Annotated in this window: 19 protein-coding genes; 7 read left to right on the top strand and 12 right to left on the bottom strand. The window is 57.4% G+C overall.

Annotated elements, in window-relative coordinates:
• The first annotated feature begins 34 nt into the window (after nucleotides 1–34).
• Nucleotides 35–2,107 (top strand): formate hydrogenlyase transcriptional activator FlhA, encoded by a 2,073-nt coding sequence (gene flhA / locus N037_RS10900; protein WP_032640812.1) that lies wholly within the window; start codon nucleotides 35–37, stop codon nucleotides 2,105–2,107.
• Here flhA and N037_RS10895 read toward each other — a convergent pair.
• Nucleotides 2,104–2,496: a nitrous oxide-stimulated promoter family protein gene (locus N037_RS10895; protein WP_050511238.1), complete on the bottom strand. Its 393-nt coding sequence runs from the start codon at nucleotides 2,494–2,496 to the stop codon at nucleotides 2,104–2,106. The two genes, flhA and N037_RS10895, sit on opposite strands and share 4 nt — an antisense overlap.
• 175 nt (nucleotides 2,497–2,671) lie before the next feature.
• On the opposite strand from N037_RS10895, the gene N037_RS10890 reads away from it, so the two are divergent.
• Together N037_RS10890 and mutS are read left to right on the top strand one after the other, a co-directional pair.
• Nucleotides 2,672–2,902 carry a SymE family type I addiction module toxin gene (locus N037_RS10890; RefSeq protein ID WP_023333217.1) on the top strand — a complete coding sequence of 77 codons (231 nt, stop codon included), beginning with the start codon at nucleotides 2,672–2,674 and terminating at the stop codon, nucleotides 2,900–2,902.
• A 113-nt stretch (nucleotides 2,903–3,015) separates the two neighbouring features.
• Nucleotides 3,016–5,577 (top strand): DNA mismatch repair protein MutS, encoded by a 2,562-nt coding sequence (gene mutS, locus N037_RS10885; RefSeq protein ID WP_032640808.1) that lies wholly within the window; start codon nucleotides 3,016–3,018, stop codon nucleotides 5,575–5,577.
• 141 nt (nucleotides 5,578–5,718) lie between these two features.
• Here mutS and N037_RS10880 read toward each other — a convergent pair whose 3' ends face one another.
• Genes N037_RS10880 through N037_RS10870 form a run of 3 tightly spaced genes read right to left on the bottom strand, consistent with a single transcriptional unit; the run spans nucleotide 5,719 to nucleotide 7,970 of the window.
• The gene (locus N037_RS10880) at nucleotides 5,719–5,940 is read right to left on the bottom strand and encodes a non-oxidative hydroxyarylic acid decarboxylases subunit D (protein WP_023333219.1); all 222 of its coding nucleotides are present in this window, start codon (nucleotides 5,938–5,940) and stop codon (nucleotides 5,719–5,721) included.
• 10 nt (nucleotides 5,941–5,950) lie between these two features.
• On the bottom strand, nucleotides 5,951–7,378 hold the full coding sequence (locus N037_RS10875) for a non-oxidative hydroxyarylic acid decarboxylases subunit C (RefSeq protein WP_032640806.1): 1,428 nt from the start codon (nucleotides 7,376–7,378) through the stop codon (nucleotides 5,951–5,953).
• Nucleotides 7,368–7,970, bottom strand: a complete 603-nt coding sequence (locus N037_RS10870; RefSeq protein WP_032640804.1) for a non-oxidative hydroxyarylic acid decarboxylases subunit B — start codon at nucleotides 7,968–7,970, stop codon at nucleotides 7,368–7,370. The genes N037_RS10875 and N037_RS10870 overlap by 11 nt, the downstream gene beginning before the upstream one ends.
• A gap of 170 nt (nucleotides 7,971–8,140) precedes the next feature.
• Here N037_RS10870 and N037_RS10865 point away from each other — a divergent pair, with 170 nt between their 5' ends.
• Nucleotides 8,141–8,548 (top strand): MarR family winged helix-turn-helix transcriptional regulator, encoded by a 408-nt coding sequence (locus N037_RS10865; RefSeq protein ID WP_023308984.1) that lies wholly within the window; start codon nucleotides 8,141–8,143, stop codon nucleotides 8,546–8,548.
• On the opposite strand, the gene N037_RS10860 is transcribed toward N037_RS10865, so the two are convergent.
• Nucleotides 8,545–9,432, bottom strand: a complete 888-nt coding sequence (locus tag N037_RS10860; RefSeq protein WP_032640802.1) for a LysR family transcriptional regulator — start codon at nucleotides 9,430–9,432, stop codon at nucleotides 8,545–8,547. The genes N037_RS10865 and N037_RS10860 overlap by 4 nt on opposite strands.
• Nucleotides 9,433–9,540: 108 nt before the next feature.
• On the opposite strand from N037_RS10860, the gene N037_RS10855 reads away from it, so the two are divergent.
• Both N037_RS10855 and N037_RS10850 read left to right on the top strand, forming a co-directional pair.
• Entirely contained in the window at nucleotides 9,541–10,743 is a 1,203-nt protein-coding gene (locus tag N037_RS10855) for an MFS transporter (RefSeq protein ID WP_032640800.1), read from the top strand.
• Nucleotides 10,740–11,117 carry a DUF4440 domain-containing protein gene (locus tag N037_RS10850; protein WP_032640798.1) on the top strand — a complete coding sequence of 126 codons (378 nt, stop codon included), beginning with the start codon at nucleotides 10,740–10,742 and terminating at the stop codon, nucleotides 11,115–11,117. The genes N037_RS10855 and N037_RS10850 overlap by 4 nt, the downstream gene beginning before the upstream one ends.
• A gap of 53 nt (nucleotides 11,118–11,170) precedes the next feature.
• Here the strand turns inward: N037_RS10850 and rpoS are convergent, their stop codons facing one another.
• Both rpoS and nlpD read right to left on the bottom strand, forming a co-directional pair.
• On the bottom strand, nucleotides 11,171–12,163 hold the full coding sequence (gene rpoS, locus N037_RS10845) for an RNA polymerase sigma factor RpoS (RefSeq protein ID WP_008499600.1): 993 nt from the start codon (nucleotides 12,161–12,163) through the stop codon (nucleotides 11,171–11,173).
• A 59-nt stretch (nucleotides 12,164–12,222) separates the two neighbouring features.
• Entirely contained in the window at nucleotides 12,223–13,296 is a 1,074-nt protein-coding gene (gene nlpD / locus N037_RS10840; protein ID WP_420255177.1) for a murein hydrolase activator NlpD, read from the bottom strand.
• On the opposite strand from nlpD, the gene N037_RS25410 reads away from it, so the two are divergent.
• Nucleotides 13,238–13,369 carry a peptidase gene (locus N037_RS25410; protein ID WP_369751013.1) on the top strand — a complete coding sequence of 44 codons (132 nt, stop codon included), beginning with the start codon at nucleotides 13,238–13,240 and terminating at the stop codon, nucleotides 13,367–13,369. The genes nlpD and N037_RS25410 overlap by 59 nt on opposite strands.
• Before the next feature lie 94 nt (nucleotides 13,370–13,463).
• Here N037_RS25410 and N037_RS10835 read toward each other — a convergent pair whose 3' ends face one another.
• Genes N037_RS10835 through ispD form a run of 5 tightly spaced genes read right to left on the bottom strand, consistent with a single transcriptional unit; the run spans nucleotide 13,464 to nucleotide 17,061 of the window.
• Entirely contained in the window at nucleotides 13,464–14,090 is a 627-nt protein-coding gene (locus N037_RS10835; protein WP_023333224.1) for a protein-L-isoaspartate(D-aspartate) O-methyltransferase, read from the bottom strand.
• A complete protein-coding gene (gene surE, locus N037_RS10830) occupies nucleotides 14,084–14,845 on the bottom strand; it encodes a 5'/3'-nucleotidase SurE (protein ID WP_032640794.1) in 762 nt (253 codons plus the stop codon). The genes N037_RS10835 and surE overlap by 7 nt, the downstream gene beginning before the upstream one ends.
• The gene (gene truD / locus N037_RS10825) at nucleotides 14,826–15,875 is read right to left on the bottom strand and encodes a tRNA pseudouridine(13) synthase TruD (protein ID WP_032640792.1); all 1,050 of its coding nucleotides are present in this window, start codon (nucleotides 15,873–15,875) and stop codon (nucleotides 14,826–14,828) included. The genes surE and truD overlap by 20 nt, the downstream gene beginning before the upstream one ends.
• On the bottom strand, nucleotides 15,872–16,351 hold the full coding sequence (gene ispF, locus N037_RS10820; RefSeq protein WP_029741541.1) for a 2-C-methyl-D-erythritol 2,4-cyclodiphosphate synthase: 480 nt from the start codon (nucleotides 16,349–16,351) through the stop codon (nucleotides 15,872–15,874). The genes truD and ispF overlap by 4 nt, the downstream gene beginning before the upstream one ends.
• A complete protein-coding gene (ispD, locus tag N037_RS10815) occupies nucleotides 16,351–17,061 on the bottom strand; it encodes a 2-C-methyl-D-erythritol 4-phosphate cytidylyltransferase (protein ID WP_032640790.1) in 711 nt (236 codons plus the stop codon). Before ispD ends, ispF begins: the two co-directional genes overlap by 1 nt.
• Nucleotides 17,062–17,080 lie beyond the last annotated feature (19 nt).

Raw genomic sequence — 17,080 nt, 5'->3', positions numbered from 1 at the left:
ATGGATTTTTTGCTCGTTTCTACTGGAAAGCACTATGCCGTATACACCGATGAGCGATCTTGGACAGCAGGGCCTGTTTGACATCACGCGCACACTTTTACAGCAGCCCGACCTCGGCGCGCTGAGCGATGCCCTGACGCGGCTGGTCAGGCAATCGGCGCTGGCGGACAGCGCCGCGATTGTGCTCTGGCATAGCGGAACGCAGCGCGCGAGCTACTACTCGACGCGTGATAATGGCAAAACGTTTGAATACGAAGACGAAACGTATCTGGCGCATGGTCCGGTGCGCCGCATACTCTCCCGGCCTGAAGTGCTGCACTGCAGCTTTGCGGAGTTTCGCCAGGCGTGGCCGAAGCTGGCGGAGAGTGACCTCTATCAGCCTTTCGGTCATTACTGCATGCTGCCGCTGGCGGCAGAGGGCCAGATTTTTGGCGGCTGCGAGTTTATCCGCACGAACGACCAGCCCTGGCGCGAGGCGGAATACGAGCGCCTGCACACCTTTACCCAGATTGTGGCCGTCGTCGCGGAGCAGATCCAAAGCCGTGTCACCAATAACGTCGATTACGACCTGCTGAGCCGCGAGCGCGACAACTTCCGCATTCTGGTCGCCATCACCAACGCCGTGCTCTCCCGCCTGGACATGGACGAGCTGGTCAGCGAAGTCTCGAAAGAGATCCACCACTATTTCAAAATCGACGCCATCAGCATTGCGCTGCGCGGCCATCGCAAGGGCAAGCTGAATATCTACTCCACCCACTATCTTGATGAGGCCAACCCGGCCCATGAGCAGAGTGAAGTGGATGAAGCGGGCACCCTTTCTGAGCGGGTCTTCAAAAGCAAAGAGATCCTGCTGCTCAACCTGAACGAGCAGGACCCGGTCGCACCGTATGAGCGGATGCTGTTTAACACCTGGGGCAATAAAATTCAGACCCTGTGCCTGCTGCCGCTGATGTCCGGCAACACCATGCTGGGCGTGCTGAAGCTTGCGCAGTGCGAGGAGGGCGTGTTCACCACCGCCAACCTGAAGCTGTTGCGCCAGATTGCCGAGCGTATCTCTATTGCCCTGGATAACGCCCTCGCCTATCAGGAAATTCATCGTCTGAAAGAGCGGCTGGTGGATGAGAACCTGGCCCTGACCGAACAGCTCAACAACGTGGACAGCGAGTTTGGTGAAATCATCGGGCGCAGCGACGCCATGTACAGCGTGCTTAAGCAGGTTGAGATGGTGGCGCAAAGCGACAGCACGGTGCTGATTCTGGGCGAAACCGGCACGGGCAAAGAGCTGATCGCCCGCGCAATCCACAACCTGAGCAACCGCAACAGCCGACGGATGGTGAAGATGAACTGCGCCGCGATGCCTGCGGGACTGCTGGAAAGCGATCTGTTCGGCCACGAGCGCGGCGCATTCACCGGGGCCAGCAGCCAGCGGCTGGGCCGTTTTGAGCTGGCGGACAAAAGCTCGCTGTTCCTCGACGAAGTGGGCGATATGCCGCTGGAGCTACAGCCGAAACTGCTGCGCGTCCTGCAGGAGCAGGAGTTTGAGCGCCTGGGCAGCAACAAGCTTATCCAGACCGACGTGCGGCTGATTGCCGCGACCAACCGCGACCTGAAAAAAATGGTCGCCGACCGCGAGTTTCGCAGCGACCTTTACTATCGCCTGAACGTCTTTCCGATCTTCCTGCCGCCGCTGCGCGAACGCCCGGAAGATATCCCCCTGCTGGTCAAAGCCTTTACCGCGAAGATCGCGCGCCGGATGGGGCGCAACATCGACAGTATTCCCGCCGAGACGTTGCGCACCCTTTCATCGATGGAATGGCCCGGCAACGTGCGCGAGCTGGAAAACGTCATTGAACGCGCGGTGCTGCTGACGCGCGGTAACGTGCTGCAACTCTCTCTGCCTGAGGTTACGCTTCCTGAGGTGATCGTGACCGCGACCGAGATGGCTAAAGAGGGAGAAGATGAGTATCAGCTCATTATGCGCGTGCTGAAAGAGACCAACGGCGTCGTTGCCGGGCCGAAGGGTGCCGCCCAGCGCCTGGGGTTAAAACGCACCACCCTGCTGTCGCGCATGAAGCGACTCGGGATTGATAAAGAGAGCCTGGTTTAATCGGTTTCGCCTGGCGGTAGCTCTATACCGCCTTTGGTGGGAACCTCTTTTTTCGGACGGTATTTCTCCGGCAGTTCCGGCACGGGACGACGGTCATCCATCAGATGACGAACGGTCAGGATGGGGTGACGCCATAACATACGCGGACCGGCCCAGCGCATAACCTGCTTCATCTCTTCACGTCTGGCAGGCTGGTAACAGTGTACGGGGCACTGCTTGCAGGCAGGCTTTTCCTCACCGAAAACGCACTTATCCAGGCGCTTATTGGCATACGCGTTGAGCGCCTGATAGTGCCCTTCCTCCTGAGATGCCTGCGGACACTGCTTTTCATACAACGCGATCATTTTCGCGATGGTCTCTTTTTCTCGTGAGATGCGTTTACCGGACATAGCGGATTACCGAATAATAAAGTGCATCAATAATACATCTTTCGACGCTGGATTTCAGCGGTTGCATTTCGTTTCCTGAAGGCTGATTCCAGTTTTAGCCCTGCACCGGCTAACAATCACTGGTATTTTATACAGGCATCAGAAATGACCTTTGTCCGTGTTGTCTGGAGACCCTATGCAAGAGCTCACGATCGGTAAACCCTATCGCCATTTGAAAGTGGGATATTTTAGAAAGCGCCATGAAGACCGCAATACCAAGATACCGAAGCGCTACAGCGTGCATGCGGCGCTGAGCTTAAAAGGTGACTGGCTTGAAAAGGCCGGGTTTACGACCCATTCCCGAGTCAGGGTGGGCGTGGAGCATGGAAAAATTGTCATCGAATTAATGGCGGAAGATGCCTCGTAAAGCCACGACATTTTTCTGCGCCGGACCTTTTTTTCATGCGACAATAGAAGGAACAAACGGCCATTAAGCCCATCAAAACGGTTTATTTTCAAAGAAATGGACATCATAACTCCATGAGCACAATCGACAATTTCGACGCACATACGCCGATGATGCAGCAGTATCTGAAGCTGAAAGCACAGCATCCGGAAATCCTGCTGTTTTACCGTATGGGCGATTTTTACGAGCTGTTTTATGACGATGCTAAGCGTGCATCGCAGCTGCTCGACATCTCGCTGACCAAACGTGGCGCATCGGCAGGCGAGCCCATTCCTATGGCAGGTATCCCGCACCACGCGGTAGAAAACTACCTGGCGAAGCTGGTGAATCAGGGCGAGTCCGTTGCCATCTGCGAACAGATCGGCGATCCGGCGACCTCAAAAGGCCCGGTGGAACGCAAAGTCGTGCGCATCGTCACGCCTGGCACCATCAGTGATGAAGCCCTGTTACAGGAGCGCCAGGATAACCTGCTGGCAGCGCTGTGGCAGGACGGTAAAGGGTTTGGCTACGCGACGCTGGATATCAGCTCCGGACGTTTTCGCCTGAGTGAACCGGCTGACCGTGAAACGATGGCAGCCGAGCTGCAGCGCACCAACCCGGCAGAATTGCTGTATGCCGAAGATTTCGCCGAAATGGCGCTGATTGAAGGCCGTCGCGGGCTGCGCCGTCGTCCGCTGTGGGAATTCGAAATTGATACCGCGCGCCAGCAGCTGAATCTGCAGTTTGGCACCCGCGATCTGATTGGCTTTGGCGTTGAAAATGCCCCGCGCGGGCTGTGTGCGGCAGGGTGTCTCCTGCAGTACGTGAAAGATACACAGCGCACCTCCCTGCCGCATATCCGCTCTATCACCATGGAGCGCCAGCAGGACAGCATCATCATGGATGCCGCCACGCGCCGTAATCTGGAGATCACGCAGAACCTGGCGGGTGGCGTAGAAAATACGCTCGCGTCGGTCCTCGACAGTACGGTGACGCCAATGGGCAGCCGCATGCTGAAACGCTGGCTGCATATGCCGATCCGCGATACTGATACGCTGGTTTGCCGACAGCAGACGATTGCCGCGCTGCAGGATCGCTATACCGAGCTGCAGCCGGTTCTGCGCCAGGTGGGCGATCTGGAGCGAATCCTTGCGCGTCTGGCACTGCGAACAGCACGACCGCGCGACCTCGCGCGGATGCGTCATGCTTTCCAGCAGCTGCCGGAACTGCGCGCGCAGCTGAGTGACGTTGACAGCGCGCCGGTACAGAAACTCCGCGAAACCATGGGCGAATTTACCGAGCTTCGCGAACTGCTTGAGCGCGCCATTATTGATGCGCCTCCGGTTCTGGTGCGTGATGGCGGCGTGATTGCCCCAGGCTACAACGAGGAGCTGGACGAATGGCGCGCGCTGGCCGACGGTGCGACGGACTACCTCGATAAGCTGGAAATCCGCGAGCGCGAGCGTCTTGGGCTCGACACCCTGAAAGTGGGATATAACGCGGTACACGGTTACTACATTCAGATTAGCCGCGGACAGAGCCACCTGGCACCGATTCACTACGTGCGTCGCCAGACGTTGAAAAACGCCGAACGCTACATCATTCCTGAACTGAAAGAGTACGAAGACAAAGTCCTCACCTCGAAAGGCAAGGCGCTGGCGCTGGAAAAACAGCTGTATGACGAGCTGTTTGACATGCTGATGCCGCACCTGGGCGACCTGCAGCAGAGCGCCAGCGCGCTGGCGGAGCTGGACGTGCTGGTGAATCTGGCAGAACGCGCTGAAACGCTGAACTACACCTGCCCGACCTTTATCGACAAACCCGGCATTCGTATCACTGAAGGCCGTCACCCGGTGGTAGAGCAGGTGCTGAACGAACCGTTCATCGCCAACCCGCTGAGCCTGTCACCGCAGAGAAGAATGCTGATCATTACCGGTCCGAACATGGGCGGTAAGAGTACCTATATGCGTCAGACGGCGCTGATTGCGCTGCTCGCGTATATCGGCAGCTACGTCCCGGCGCAAAACGTGGAGATTGGCCCCATCGACCGCATCTTTACCCGCGTCGGGGCAGCGGACGATCTGGCGAGCGGTCGCTCAACCTTCATGGTCGAGATGACCGAAACGGCAAACATTCTGCATAACGCGACGGAGCACAGCCTGGTGCTGATGGACGAGGTCGGACGCGGAACCTCAACCTATGATGGTCTGTCGCTGGCATGGGCCTGTGCGGAAAGCCTCGCGAATAAAATCAAGGCCATGACGCTTTTTGCCACCCATTATTTCGAACTGACGCAGCTGCCGGAGAAAATGGAAGGGGTTGCGAACGTTCATCTGGATGCGCTGGAGCACGGCGATACCATTGCCTTCATGCACACAGTGCAGGATGGCGCGGCGAGCAAGAGCTATGGTCTGGCCGTCGCGGCGCTGGCAGGGGTACCGAAAGAGGTGATCAAGCGCGCGCGGCAGAAACTGCGTGAACTGGAAAGCCTGTCACCGAATGCGGCGGCGACGCAGATCGATGGCACGCAGATGTCACTGCTGGTGCCTGCGGAAGAGACGTCGCCTGCGGTGGAAGCGCTGGAGAATCTCGACCCGGATTCACTGACGCCGCGTCAGGCGCTGGAGTGGATTTATCGGTTGAAGAGTCTGGTTTAGTTTTCTGCGGTCTGTTTTGTCGGGTGGCGGCTTCGCCTTACCCGACCTACAAAACCGTAGGCTAGGTAAGCTCAGCGCCACCGGGCAAAAGACCGCACAATATTATCGCCCGGTAAGGCGAAGACGCCTCCGGGCTTTTTTTTACAACAGCGGCGGGATCGTCGGCACCTGCGGTGCCTCGTCAATATCCTTCTGCGTCATGCGAAACGCTTCCGGGTAATGTTCACGGCTGGTACGACGCAGCGGCTCAGTATCGCGCCAGGTATACAAGCAATGCTGGCACTGGAAAACGGTCCAGACACCTTTCACCGGTGATGTCGCCATCACTTCAATATGCTCATCGGCACAACGTGGACAAATCATCTTTTCCTCCTTATTGGCGTGCTGCCAGCATCGCGGTCAATTTTTCAGCCCAGGCTTTGGTTTCAGGGAGATCCTGTACCGGCTGGCTGTAGTGGCCACGGGTGTCCGGCGCGACGGGCGTGGTGGCATCGATAATCAGCTTGTCGGTAATGCCCGCCGGGCTGGAGCCAGGGTCAAGCTCGAGGACCGACATGTTCGGCAGCTGCACCAGATCCCCCGCCGGGTTCACTTTCGACGACAGCGCCCACATCACCTGCGGGAGGTTGAACGGATCGACATCCTCATCCACCATGATCACCATCTTCACGTAACCCAGACCGTGTGGCGTGGTCATGGCACGTAAGCCGACCGCGCGGGCAAAACCGCCGTAGCGTTTTTTGGTGGAGATAATCGCCAGCAGACCGTGGGTGTACATCGCGTTCACCGCCTGCACTTCCGGGAACTCCGCTTTCAGCTGCTGATAGAGCGGTACGCAGGTGGCCGGTCCCATCAAATAGTCAATCTCGGTCCACGGCATGCCAAGGTAGAGGGATTCGAAAATCGGCTTGGTGCGGTAAGAGACTTTGTCGATACGGACCACCGTCATGTTGCGGCCGCCGGAATAGTGTCCGGTAAACTCGCCGAACGGCCCCTCGATTTCACGCTTGCGGCCTTCAATCACCCCTTCCAGGATCACTTCAGCCCCCCAGGGTACATCGAATCCGGTCAGCGGCGCGGTGGCAATCGGGTACGGGCTTTCACGCAGCGCACCGGCCATTTCATACTCGGATTGATCGTATTTCAGCGGCGTGGCGCCCATCAGGGTGATGATCGGGTCGTTGCCGAGGGTAATCGCAATCGGCAGGTCTTCACCGCGCTCTTCCGCTTTGTGCAGATGCAGGGCGATATCGTGCATCGGAACAGGCTGGAGGCCGAGCTTGCGCTTGCCCTTCACTTCCATGCGGTAGATCCCGACATTCTGCTTGCCGAAGTGGTCCGGGTCGAGCGGATCGCGCGAGACAACGCATGCTTTATCAAGATAAAAGCCGCCGTCACCGTCGTTCAGGCGAAACAGCGGCAGGATATCGAACAGGTTAATGTCTTCACCGTCCACCGTATTCTGCGCCCAGGCCGGGTTAGCGCGGCGCTCCGGGGTGACGGGGAATTTATCCCAGCGGCGGATAAACTCGTCGATCTGTTTTTTTACCGGGGTGTTCGCAGGCAGCCCCATCGAAATAGCGTGGTTTTGCCAGGAGCCGATGGTGTTCATCACCACGCGGGCATCGGTAAAGCCACGAATATTGTCGAACCACAGCGCGGGCGCGCCGTCGCCAATGCGGCCGGTCGCGTTGGCTGCCGCCGCCAGATCGGGCTCGGCGTTTACCTCTTCCTCAATTTTCAGCAGTTGCCCTTGCTCATCGAGCGCCTGCAGGAAGCTTCTCAAATCATCAAATGCCATCTTTATTCTCCTGTGAAAAATGTTTCGCCTCCCGCAGCCCGTTCCAGCGGCGCGCCTTTTTATGCTCCAGACCGAACTGGTCGAGCACGCGGGTCACAATATGCTGGGTAATGTCATCGGCGGTTTGCGGGTGGTTGTAATAGGCAGGCATGGGCGGCACCATCGCTACGCCCATGCGGGAAAGTGCGAGCATGTTCTCAAGATGAATGGTGCTGAGCGGCGTTTCACGGGGAACCAACACCAGCTTGCGCCCCTCTTTCAGCACCACGTCCGCCGCACGTCCCACCAGCCCTTCGGCGTAACCTGCGCGGATCCCGGCGAGCGTTTTCATGCTGCAGGGAATGACGATCATGCCGTCGGTGCGAAACGAGCCGGAGGAGATGGTGGCGGCCTGGTCAGCCGGACTGTGAACAACGTCAGCCAAAGCGGCAACGTCCTGCACGGTATAAGGCGTTTCCAGCTCAATGGTGGTTTTTGCCCACTTCGACATCACCAGATGCGTCTCCACCTCCGGCATTTCCCGCAGCGCCTGCAGTAACGCCACGCCCAGCGGCGCGCCCGTTGCTCCCGTCATTCCTACTATCAATCTCATTCATCACCTCAATCATTTGTTCGTACACGAACATTATGAATAAACTACTCCAGGATTATTTTTCTGACAAGATTGTTCGCATACGATCACACGAATGGCTAAAAAATGCCGCGTTAAAATTGAGAGCAATAGCGGCTATCATAGAGGGAGATTTTTCCGTCGGAGTGTTCATGGAACTAAGACAAGAGGCGTTCCATCTGTTACGTCAGCTTTTTCAACAGCATACTGCGCAGTGGCAGCATGCCTTACCGGAACTGACCAAGCCACAGTATGCGGTGATGCGCTCCATTGCCGAGCATCCGGGTATTGAACAGGTGGCATTGACCGAAGTGGCGGTCAGCACGAAAGCGACCCTGGCGGAGATGCTCAGCCGCATGGAGGCGCGCGGGCTGGTCAAACGCGAGCACGATCCTGCCGATAAGCGCCGCCGGTTTGTCTTCCTGACGCCAGAAGGTGAAGCCCTGCTTGCAGGCTGTAAACCGGTTGGCAACGAGGTGGATGAGGCGTTTTTAGGACGTCTTAACAAGGCCGAGCGGGAGCAGTTCTCGGCGCTCATCAAAAAGATGATGCACGATTAATTCACGCAGGTGCGCATAAAATCAATAAAGGTGCGCACTTTCGCTGACACATGCCGGGCATCGGGATAAACCGCATAGATGCCCTGCTGCGCAAAGGTATATTCCGGTAAAACCGGGACCAGTCTTCCCGCATCAAGCGCATCGCGCGCCAGCCATTCCGGCAGTAACGCCACGCCTCCGCCTGCGAGCGCAAAAGCCATAAGGGCCTGAGCGCTGTCGGCAAACAGGCGCGGCGCTTTTTTTATCTCCAGCGTTTCGGGCGCACCGCGGGCATCCTTCACCTGCCAGCGCAGCGGCGAGGCCAGACGCTCGTGAATGATCCAGTCCGCGTGGGCCAGCTGCGCAAGCGTTTCGATCGGATGGTTAACGAGCCACCCGGGCGTCGCGACGGGGAGAATAGAGAAGTGCGAAATCAGCGCGGCGTGGTTGCGCGAATCGGCAAGCGTTCCCAGTCGGATGGCCACGTCAAAGCGCTCCGAGATAAGGTCGGCATGCAGGGACGACGAAACATGCCGCACGCGAAGATCCGGGTGCTGCTGGCTAAACCTGGCCAGCAACGGTACCACCACCTGTGAGCCATACTCGGGCGTCGTCGTGATCCGCAGTTCACCAGTGAGCCCCGCATGATTCGCGCGGACATCATCCTGCAGCCGTTCCGCATCCTTCAGAAGCGCCACGCTGCGTTGATGGAAAAGCGCGCCCGCCTCGGTTAACGTCAGGCGGCGGGTGGAGCGCAGCAGCAGCGTAACGCCCAGTTCATCCTCAAGCTGGCGAATATTGAAGCTGACCACGGCTTTTGTCAGCCCCATTGCCTCGGCTGCGGCAGTGAAACTGCCGGTATCGGCCACCGCGACAAACATCTGCGCTCGCTGTAAGTTGATCATTACCACGCCTTTTACTGTCAAAATTTTTTTGACAGTATATCGCGCTTTGTCAGGTTTATCCGTGCTTCCTGGATAGATACGATACGCCACCTCACCGGAGGATCCACCATGACGTATCGCAGCAAAGTTGCCGTTGTTTATCTGCTGGGCTTTTTTCTTGATTTGATCAACATGTTTATTGCCAGCGTCGCCTTCCCGGCAATGGCCCACGCGTTTAACACCACGCCTTCAGCCCTTGCCTGGGTCAGTAACGGGTACATTGCCGGCCTGACGCTGGTGATCCCGTTCAGCAGCGTGCTGACGCGCCGCATCGGGCCAAAGCGCGTCATCCTGCTCTCGCTTTTTCTGTTCAGCGCAGCCTCCGCAGCGGCGGGCCTGTCTGTAACGCTTGAAGGTCTGATCGCCTGGCGAGTACTCCAGGGCGTGGGAGGAGGCTTACTGATCCCCGTAGGACAGGCGCTGACCTGGCAACAGTTTCAGCCTCACGAGCGCGCCAGACTCTCCTCGGCGGTGATGCTGGTCGCGCTGCTTGCTCCGGCATGCTCCCCGGCTATCGGGGGACTGCTGGTGCAGACGCTAAGCTGGCGATGGATATTTTTCGCCACGCTACCGGTCGCTATCGTGACCATTGTTTTAGCCTGCCTGTGGCTTAAACACGAAATGCCTGCGATGAACGCGGCCAGACTGTTAAACCTGTCGCTGCTTGCGGACCCGCTTTTGCGTTTTTCGATGCTTGTTTATTTATGCGTTCCTGGCGTATTTATTGGGGTGAACGTCACGGGCATGTTTTATCTTCAGCACGAGGCGAACATGAGCCCGGCCGAAACGGGGATGCTCATGCTGCCGTGGTCAGTGGCATCGTTTATCGCCATCACGGCAACGGGACGCTATTTTAACCGTATCGGTCCCCGACCGCTGATCGTCATCGGCTGCCTGCTGCAGGCGACGGGTATTCTGCTTTTGATTAACGTCAGTTCGGCTACGCTGCTACCTGCCGTTGCGTTTACCCTGATGGGCGCGGGGGGAAGCCTGTGCAGCAGTACGGCTCAGAGCAGCGCTTTTCTCACGACGCGCCGGGAAGAGATGCCGGATGCCAGCGCGCTGTGGAATCTTAATCGTCAGCTGAGCTTTTTTGCCGGTGCCCTGCTGCTGGCACAGACGCTAAACCTGACGCAGGCCTGGCTGCCACCGCTCGCCGCCTGGCACGGGATGTTTATTTTTGCCGCAGGCATGACCTTGCTGCCTGCACTGTACGTTTTTCGTCTTAACAACACGCAGGTGCTCACCCAGCTGCGACAGGAGAATTCATGACGCCTTTCGAACACGACATTATCGACCTCCATATTGCGCTTGAAGAGTGGTTAGGCAAAGGTGAAGGTGATTCCGACGCCCTGCACGCCCGTTTCCATCCGGATTTTCTGATGATCCCGCCGGGTGGTGCTCATATCGACTATGCCGGTCTGGTCAGTTTTCTGGAAAAACAGCGCGGAAGCCGTCCTGGACTGAAGATCGTCGTTGACGAATTATCCACGATCCAGCAATGGGATCGTGGCGCGGTGCTCCACTACCGGGAGACGCAAACCCGGCCAGACCTGCCCGTCAACGTGCGCTGGTCAACCGCGGTGCTCAATCAGGAAGGCGATCGGATAGTGTGGCGCCTGCTGCACGAAACGGCGCAGCCGTAGCACAAAAGAAAAAGGCCCGTCTCACGACGGGCCTTTTTTTGACGAAAGGTTGCTTATTCGCGGAACAGCGCTTCGATATTCAGACCTTGCCCCTGCAGGATTTCACGCAGGCGGCGCAGACCTTCAACCTGAATCTGACGAACACGTTCACGGGTCAGGCCAATTTCACGGCCGACGTCTTCCAGTGTCGCAGCTTCATACCCCAGTAAACCGAAACGACGTGCCAGCACTTCACGCTGTTTGGCGTTCAGTTCGAACAGCCATTTGACGATGCTCTGTTTCATGTCATCGTCCTGCGTGGTGTCTTCCGGACCGTTGTCTTTTTCATCGGCCAGGATGTCCAGCAGCGCTTTTTCGGAGTCGCCACCCAGCGGGGTGTCAACGGAGGTAATGCGCTCGTTGAGACGCAGCATACGGCTTACGTCATCAACCGGTTTATCGAGTTGTTCGGCAATCTCTTCTGCGCTTGGCTCGTGGTCCAGTTTATGGGACAACTCGCGCGCGGTGCGCAGATAAACGTTCAACTCTTTGACGATGTGAATCGGCAGGCGGATCGTACGGGTTTGGTTCATAATAGCCCGTTCGATGGTCTGACGAATCCACCAGGTCGCGTAGGTTGAGAAACGGAACCCGCGTTCCGGGTCAAACTTCTCAACTGCGCGGATGAGACCTAAGTTGCCCTCTTCAATCAGATCCAGCAGAGCCAGACCACGATTGCCGTAACGGCGGGCAATTTTCACGACCAGTCGCAGGTTACTTTCAATCATGCGACGACGCGAGGCAACATCACCACGCAAAGCACGACGTGCGAAATAGACTTCTTCTTCGGCCGTTAGCAGTGGGGAGTAACCAATCTCCCCAAGGTAAAGCTGAGTCGCGTCCAGTACACGCTGTGTGGCGCCCTGCGATAACAGCTCTTCTTCAGCCAAATCGTTATCACTGGGTTCCTCTTCTACTAAGGCTTTTTCGTCAAAAGCCTCTACTCCGTTCTCATCAAATTCCGCGTCTTCATTTAAATCATGAACTTTCAGCGTATTCTGACTCATAAGGTGGCTCCTACCCGTGATCCCTGAACGAGACACCCTGGCTGGCATGCCCCGTCAAATTATCGCTGCGGCAAATACTGCAGCGGGTTTACGGATTTCCCCTTGTAACGAATTTCAAAATGCAAGCGTGTAGAACTGGTTCCGGTGCTACCCATGGTAGCGATTTTTTGCCCCGCCTTAACTTCTTGTTGTTCCCGGACCAGCATTGTGTCGTTATGGGCGTAGGCACTCAGGTAATCATCGTTATGCTTGATGATAATAAGATTACCGTAACCGCGCAGAGCGTTACCGGCATACACAACGCGCCCATCTGCGGTCGCGGTGATAGCCTGTCCTTTACTCCCTGCGATATCGATCCCTTTATTTCCGCCTTCGGAGGAAGAGAAGTTTTCGATAACCTTGCCGTCAGTTGGCCAGCGCCATGCAGAAATTGGCGAACTGGAGGTCATACTGCTGGCAGTCGGTTCAGTAGAGCTAACCACAGGTGCCGTAACCGGTGCTGTGACAGCAGTCGCAGTCCCTTTATTATTCGGCAACATTTTGTTAGCAGTCTGATCACCTGAATCCTCAGAATACGTAATTACAGGTTGTGAAGCAACCACCGTGGTGGATTTTTGTGCAGGCTTCACGCTGTTATTTTGAGCCGTCACATCGGCCGCTGAAACCGTGTTGCCAGGCGTAAGCGGCGTACCCGTCGCGTTGCCCACCTGGAGCGTTTGCCCGACTTCCAGACCATACGGGGCCTGGACGTTATTGCGCTGCGCGAGGTCACGGAAATCGTTCCCGGTGATCCACGCAATATAGAACAGCGTATCGCCACGCTTCACGGTATAGGTGCTGCCGCCGGTATAGCTGCCTTTCGGAATGTTCCCATACTGGCGGTTATAGACTATGCGGCCATTTTGAGTCTGAACAGGCTGTTCGACTGGCTGAACCTGCATTGGCTGTGTAACAGGATGTTGCACAGGCTGAATTTGTGGTGTTTGCTGCTGCGCAGCAGTTCCCATTTTAGGCGGCGGCGTGATTAACATTCCGCTGGACGTGTTACCGGAGCCGCTGTTTCCGCCGACGGAACTGACGGGCGCAGGCGCATTGTTAGAACTTGTACAGCCTGCCAGCCAGAGCGAAACCAGTGATAATGCCGCAACACGGCTGATGGTGAATTTAGGGCTTCCCGCGCTCATTTATCCCCCAGGAATGTGTTAACTACCAGTGACTTAAAATTTACCGTGATGACACGAATCTTTCGCGCCACACCATACGCTGAATTTGCCCTAATAACCCTGGATAATTCCGAGTCTCAGGCCAACTCCCCCTTCACCAGAGGCACAAAGCGCACGGCTTCCACGGTGTCGATAATAAACTCGCCGCCGCGCCGACGAACGCGCTTCAAAAGCTGCTGCTCGTCCCCGACAGGCAGAACAAGAATGCCCCCCTCATCCAGCTGCGACAGCAGGGCTGCAGGAATTTCAGGCGGGGCCGCCGTCACGATGATTGCGTCAAACGGGGCGCGCGCCTTCCAACCCTGCCATCCATCACCGTGTCGTGTCGAAACATTATGTAAATCAAGTTGTTTCAGGCGACGACGCGCCTGCCACTGTAAACCTTTAATCCGCTCAACGGAGCAGACATGGTGAACCAGATGGGCCAGGATCGCGGTCTGATACCCCGACCCGGTGCCAATCTCCAGCACGCGGGAGTCGGGCGTCAGCTCCAGCAGCTCCGTCATGCGCGCCACCATGTAAGGCTGCGAAATCGTCTGACCCTGCCCGATAGGCAGCGCTACGTTTTCCCACGCTTTGTGTTCAAACGCCTCGTCTACAAATTTCTCACGCGGAACCTGAGCAAGCGCTTCAAGCACGTGCTCGTCGCGGATCCCCTGCGCGCGGAGTTGTTCCAGAAGAGTTTGTACACGTTTGTTTACCATTGCGCGTTCACTCCTGCGCGATCCAGCCAGCCCGACACCACATCATGCGCGCTATACGCGGTTAAATCTACGTGCAGCGGGGTAACCGAAACATAGCCTTCCTCCACGGCGGCAAAGTCGGTATCCGGACCCGCATCGCACTTATCGCCGGGAGGGCCAATCCAGTAAAGCGTGTTGCCGCGAGGATCCTGCTGCGGGATCACCTGATCGGCAGGGTGTCGGCTTCCGCAACGGGTGACGCGAATGCCTTTAATTTCATCAAGAGGAAGATCCGGCACGTTGATGTTGAGGATGCGCCCGGTACGCAGCGGCTCGCGGCCGAGCGCCCGCAGGATCGAACAGGTTACCGCGGCGGCGGTGTCGTAGTGCGTGTGGCCATTTAGCGAGACCGCCAGCGCCGGGAACCCCAGATGGCGCCCTTCCATTGCGGCCGCCACGGTACCGGAGTAAATCACGTCATCGCCGAGATTAGGACCGGCGTTAATGCCGGAGACGACGATATCCGGACGCGGTCGCATCAGCGCGTTAACGCCCAGAAAAACGCAGTCGGTTGGCGTACCCATCTGCACGGCAATATCGCCATTTTCAAAGGTAAAATTGCGAAGCGACGACTCCAGCGTCAGAGAGTTAGACGCTCCACTGCGGTTACGATCGGGTGCCACGACCTGCACATCCGCAAATTCGCGGAGGTGTTTCGCCAGGGTCTGAATGCCTGGCGCGTGGATACCATCATCGTTACTCAGCAATATTCGCATAATCACCCGAGGTGTTGATAAGTTCCCTGACAACACTGGTGGCAAAGCTACCTGCCGGTAGCCAGAAGCGTAACTCGACGGTCACGTCATCCCACCAGTTCCAGCTTAACTGCTGCGGATAGAGCAGCATCGCGCGGCGTGCCGCCTCGACTTTTTCCCGCACCAGCAAGGTTTGCAATTCTGGCGCATCCGCTACGGCTGACTGCTCGGCGGCCAGCGCGTCGCCCTGCGTTCCCCAGTCGCCCGTACCGGGCAGCGCGGCGGTAATCATCAGCGATTTTGCGTCCACGCGCGATTGCACATCGGCCATTTCTTCGGCCGTTGCCACAAACCAGCTTCCGCGTCCCGCTAATTGTAGCGCATCGCCAACAACAACTTGATTCGCGTCCGGTTTTTTCAGCCTTTCGCTCACAATCTGATTAAACAACGCGCTGCGGGCCGCCGACAACCAAAAACTGCGTTTATTCCTGTCACGCACCGGGGCATCGCTTTGTGCCCAGCGCAGCGCACCCTGCAGGTTGCTGCCGCCAATGCCAAAGCGCTGTGCGCCAAAGTAGTTCGGTACACCGCGTTCATTAATCGCGTTCAGACGTTTTTCAACGTCTCCGCGGTGCGACACTTCACGCAGCACCAGCGTAAAGTCGTTCCCCTTCAACGCGCCCAGACGCAGCTTGCGCTTGTGGCGGGCGAACTCCAGTACCTTACAGCCTTCAAGCTCAAATTTGCTTAAATCAGGCATCGTATTGCCTGGAACGCGCGCACAGAGCCACTGCTCGGTGACGGCGTGTTTATCTTTCTGCCCGGCAAAGCTCACTTCGCGGGCGTGAATTTTGAGGAATTTTGCCAGCGCGTCGGCCACAAAGCGGGTATTGCAGCCATTTTTCAGAATACGCACCAGGATATGTTCGCCTTCGCCATCCGGCTCAAAGCCCAGATCCTCCACCACGAGGAAATCTTCCGGGCTGGCTTTCAGCACTCCGTTCCCCTGCGGTTTACCGTGCAGGTATGTCAGGTTGTCGAAGTCTGTCATTTGCTCGCCTTCAGCAGCAGCGCCACGGCTTCACAGGCAATCCCTTCGCCGCGCCCGGTAAAGCCCAGCTTCTCGGTCGTCGTCGCTTTGACGTTCACGTCGTCCATATGGCAGCCCAGATCTTCTGCAATAAAGACGCGCATCTGCGGAATGTGCGGCAGCATTTTCGGGGCCTGGGCAATAATCGTCACGTCGACGTTGCCAAGGGTATAGCCTTTCGCCTGAATGCGGCGCCACGCTTCGCGCAGCAGCTCGCGGCTGTCCGCCCCTTTAAACGCCGGGTCGGTGTCCGGAAACAGCTTGCCGATATCACCCAGCGCGGCAGCGCCGAGCAGCGCGTCGGTCAGCGCATGCAGCGCCACGTCGCCATCAGAATGCGCCAGCAGTCCTTTTTCATAAGGAATGCGCACGCCGCCAATGATAATTGGGCCTTCTCCGCCAAAGGCGTGTACATCAAAACCGTGTCCAATTCGCATTATGCCTTCTCCTGATGGGTCGAACGGGTAAGATAGAATTCCGCGAGCTGTAAATCTTCAGGGCGCGTCACTTTAATATTATCAGCGCGTCCTTCAACAAGCTCAGGGTGGAAACCGCAATACTCCAGCGCGGAGGCTTCGTCCGTGATGGTCGCACCTTCTTTAAGCGCACGCGTTAAGCAGTCGTGGAGTAATTCGCAGGGGAAAAATTGTGGCGTCAGCGCGTGCCATAAATCGACGCGATCGACGGTGTGGGCGATAGCCTGTTTGCCCGGCTCGGCGCGCTTCATGGTGTCGCGCACGGGCGCGGCCAGAATCCCGCCAACCTTGCTTGTTTCGCTCAGGGCCAGCAGGCGCGCAAGATCGTCCTGATGCAGACACGGACGCGCCGCGTCATGCACCAGTACCCACGGCGCGTTTCCGGCGGCCTGAATGCCCGCCAGCACGGAATCGGCGCGCTCGGCGCCACCGTCTACGACGGTAATCTGTGGATGATTTGCCAGCGGCAGCTGCGCGAAGCGCGCATCGCCAGGGCTGATAGCGATGATCGCTCGCGTCACCCGCGGGTGCGCCAGAAGCGCTGCCACAGCGTGCTCGAGGATCGTTTTATCGCCAATAGAGAGGTACTGCTTGGGACATTCTGTCTGCATGCGCCGGCCAAAACCTGCGGCCGGCACCACGGCACATACGTCCGAAAAAGTTGCTGCCATGTCGTAATCCTGGGCCTGA

The organism is Enterobacter sp. EGD-HP1 (genome assembly GCF_000733275.2).
Taxonomy (GTDB): domain Bacteria; phylum Pseudomonadota; class Gammaproteobacteria; order Enterobacterales; family Enterobacteriaceae; genus Enterobacter.
Note: the sequence above shows the minus strand (reverse complement) of the source record. Positions and strands in the feature narration are given on the sequence as shown.

Bases quoted from the DNA above. Each gene is read 5' to 3' on its own strand.
- flhA (WP_032640812.1), top strand. From the start codon at position 35: ATGCCGTATACACCGATGAGCGATCTTGGACAGCAGGGCCTGTTTGAC.
- N037_RS10895 (WP_050511238.1), bottom strand. From the start codon at position 2,496: ATGTCCGGTAAACGCATCTCACGAGAAAAAGAGACCATCGCGAAAATG.
- N037_RS10890 (WP_023333217.1), top strand. From the start codon at position 2,672: ATGCAAGAGCTCACGATCGGTAAACCCTATCGCCATTTGAAAGTGGGA.
- mutS (WP_032640808.1), top strand. From the start codon at position 3,016: ATGAGCACAATCGACAATTTCGACGCACATACGCCGATGATGCAGCAG.
- N037_RS10880 (WP_023333219.1), bottom strand. From the start codon at position 5,940: ATGATTTGTCCACGTTGTGCCGATGAGCATATTGAAGTGATGGCGACA.
- N037_RS10875 (WP_032640806.1), bottom strand. From the start codon at position 7,378: ATGGCATTTGATGATTTGAGAAGCTTCCTGCAGGCGCTCGATGAGCAA.
- N037_RS10870 (WP_032640804.1), bottom strand. From the start codon at position 7,970: ATGAGATTGATAGTAGGAATGACGGGAGCAACGGGCGCGCCGCTGGGC.
- N037_RS10865 (WP_023308984.1), top strand. From the start codon at position 8,141: ATGGAACTAAGACAAGAGGCGTTCCATCTGTTACGTCAGCTTTTTCAA.
- N037_RS10860 (WP_032640802.1), bottom strand. From the start codon at position 9,432: ATGATCAACTTACAGCGAGCGCAGATGTTTGTCGCGGTGGCCGATACC.
- N037_RS10855 (WP_032640800.1), top strand. From the start codon at position 9,541: ATGACGTATCGCAGCAAAGTTGCCGTTGTTTATCTGCTGGGCTTTTTT.
- N037_RS10850 (WP_032640798.1), top strand. From the start codon at position 10,740: ATGACGCCTTTCGAACACGACATTATCGACCTCCATATTGCGCTTGAA.
- rpoS (WP_008499600.1), bottom strand. From the start codon at position 12,163: ATGAGTCAGAATACGCTGAAAGTTCATGATTTAAATGAAGACGCGGAA.
- N037_RS10835 (WP_023333224.1), bottom strand. From the start codon at position 14,090: ATGGTAAACAAACGTGTACAAACTCTTCTGGAACAACTCCGCGCGCAG.
- surE (WP_032640794.1), bottom strand. From the start codon at position 14,845: ATGCGAATATTGCTGAGTAACGATGATGGTATCCACGCGCCAGGCATT.
- truD (WP_032640792.1), bottom strand. From the start codon at position 15,875: ATGACAGACTTCGACAACCTGACATACCTGCACGGTAAACCGCAGGGG.
- ispF (WP_029741541.1), bottom strand. From the start codon at position 16,351: ATGCGAATTGGACACGGTTTTGATGTACACGCCTTTGGCGGAGAAGGC.
- ispD (WP_032640790.1), bottom strand. From the start codon at position 17,061: ATGGCAGCAACTTTTTCGGACGTATGTGCCGTGGTGCCGGCCGCAGGT.